This window comes from Mesorhizobium sp. M7A.T.Ca.US.000.02.2.1 (assembly GCF_003996995.1).
Lineage (GTDB): Bacteria > Pseudomonadota > Alphaproteobacteria > Rhizobiales > Rhizobiaceae > Mesorhizobium.
This window is the reverse complement of record NZ_RZTT01000707.1, coordinates 1-1,745: the sequence shown is the minus strand read 5'-3', so window position 1 is coordinate 1,745 and position 1,745 is coordinate 1. Positions and strand designations below refer to the sequence as shown.

The 1,745-nt window shown below is 65.0% G+C and carries 5 protein-coding genes; all 5 read right to left on the bottom strand.

The window, feature by feature from the left end; all coding sequences use genetic code 11:
• A partial coding sequence (locus EOD15_RS33825; protein WP_127409273.1) for a hypothetical protein occupies positions 1 to 245 on the bottom strand: 245 nt, incomplete at its 3' end.
• Entirely contained in the window at positions 242 to 517 is a 276-nt protein-coding gene (locus EOD15_RS33820; protein WP_127409272.1) for a hypothetical protein, read from the bottom strand. The genes EOD15_RS33820 and EOD15_RS33825, both read right to left, overlap by 4 nt.
• A 32-nt stretch (positions 518 to 549) precedes the next feature.
• Positions 550 to 1,380, bottom strand: coding sequence for an SAM-dependent methyltransferase (locus EOD15_RS33815; RefSeq protein ID WP_185929153.1), 831 nt, complete (start codon positions 1,378 to 1,380; stop codon positions 550 to 552).
• Entirely contained in the window at positions 1,377 to 1,649 is a 273-nt protein-coding gene (locus tag EOD15_RS33810) for a hypothetical protein (protein ID WP_127322768.1), read from the bottom strand. Before EOD15_RS33810 ends, EOD15_RS33815 begins: the two co-directional genes overlap by 4 nt.
• Positions 1,649 to 1,745, bottom strand: a 97-nt coding sequence (locus tag EOD15_RS33805) for a GapR family DNA-binding domain-containing protein (RefSeq protein WP_127409271.1), incomplete at its 5' end; no start/stop codon positions are given. The genes EOD15_RS33810 and EOD15_RS33805, both read right to left, overlap by 1 nt.

The window sequence follows — 1,745 nt, the reverse complement described above, 5'->3', positions numbered from 1 at the left end:
ACATATTCGACCAGGCGCAGCACGTCGCCCTTGGCGCCGGAGCGGTAGCAGCGCCAGGCGCCGAGATCTCCACCGCGAATGCGCACTTTCAGCGCCGGCAGGCGGCCGGGTTTTTGGTCCAGCTCCACCGGGTTCCACGCCACCCAAAGGCCGCCCTCGGGCTTGCCGTCTGGCAGCAACCGTTCGCACACGCCCTCGATGCGGTCGATCAGCCCGGATTTGATGATGTCGAGATCGCCGCTCACAGCAGCGCCTCAAACATGCGGCAGGCCTCACCCTGGCCGGCCGCGCACGCCACGCAGCCGCCGTCGACCCGCACTTGCCGCTGCAGGTTCTTGCAGCCGAGCATTCGCAGGATGACGTCAAAATCGCCGCGCTCTAGCCCGCGCGCGATTTGCGACTTGATCATGAGCTGCACGGTTGCCGTTTCATCCGGCTGCAGCGGCGAGTTGCCTATGGCCCACTCGGCCGAACGCTCGATCCGGTCGCATAGATCGTCAAAATCATTGACCAGCATCCAGCCTGAAACGATGTCGCGAAAACCGTCTCTCACAGCAGCGCCCCCAGCTCGCGGGCGATATCGCCGATCGTCGCCGGATGGCGGTTGCGCTCGGCTTCGGCGCGCACCTGGGCCATGGTCAGCACCGGCTCGCGATACACTTTCGGCTTTTTCAACGCCTCGATCGCGCGCATGACGGCGTGGTTTTTCGGCACGTCCATGCAGCCACGGAAGCGCAGCCAGTCGTCGGGCCGGGTCAGCGCCTTGCGGCTTTTCGGGATCCACGCGAATGCGGGATCGGCCGGGCGCGGGGAAAACTTGTGCCAGACCAGCCAGCTGTAGCTGGTCGCCGACTTGCCATCGATCACCCAGCGGCCGCGATGCATCGGCAGGCGCTCGATGAACTGGCCGATCAGATGCGGCGGATTGCGCCGGTAGAGTTTTGCGAAGCGCCCCTCGCCTTCCAGAAACGCCGAGCGCACCAGCATGGCGACGCCGCGCCGGGCGATGTCGAGCGCGGCCAGCACGAAATCAGGCCCGAGGTTGAAAGGCGGGTTGGTGATGATCCAGTCGCGCGGCGCCAGGCCGCCGTCCGGATGCAGGAAATCCGAGATCCCGCCAAAACCGTAATCAAAGATGTCGGTCGCCGTCACCAGCGGGAAATATTCTCGCAGCGCCAGCGCCATGTGGCCTTCGCCGCAGGCCGGGTCGGCCGCCGTCCACGGCACCATGCCTGTGGCCGCGTCGCTGCCCTCGAAGCGCGGCAACAGATGCGTGCAGAACGCCCGCGTGCCCCAGGGCGGCGTCGGGAAGAAATCGAGGCTATCCGCCGGCTCCACCCGCCGCGCCATCACAGCCGTGCTGGACAGGCGCGCGTTCATCCGTTGCCACCTTGCGCCTTGAACAGGTCCTCGATGACAGTCTGGTTGCCGCGCTCGATGTTGTAGGCGACCAGCTTCATGATGCTGTCAGACGTGAACCGCCGTTGATCCTGCATGGCGATGAGCTGGCCGACGAACACGCAAACGACAGCCAGAATTTCATCGGCCGGCATGTCGGGCGCCGTCTTGCGGATTGCGGCGATGAAGCCGTTCCGCAAATCCTCGTGCTGCCTGCTGGCCGGCATCACCTTGGTGCGAATATCCTTCATCACACCATCCCCAGCGCGGCTTTGTAGAGATCGAGGATGGTTTCTTCCTCTTGCCGTTCGGCCTGGTCCTTTTTCCGCAGCCGCACGATCGTGCGC

What these genes read in the sequence shown, in the direction of transcription:
- EOD15_RS33820 (WP_127409272.1), bottom strand. Translation starts at nt 517, where the DNA reads ATGCTGGTCAATGATTTTGACGATCTATGCGACCGGATCGAGCGTTCG.
- EOD15_RS33815 (WP_185929153.1), bottom strand. Translation starts at nt 1,380, where the DNA reads ATGAACGCGCGCCTGTCCAGCACGGCTGTGATGGCGCGGCGGGTGGAG.
- EOD15_RS33810 (WP_127322768.1), bottom strand. Translation starts at nt 1,649, where the DNA reads ATGAAGGATATTCGCACCAAGGTGATGCCGGCCAGCAGGCAGCACGAG.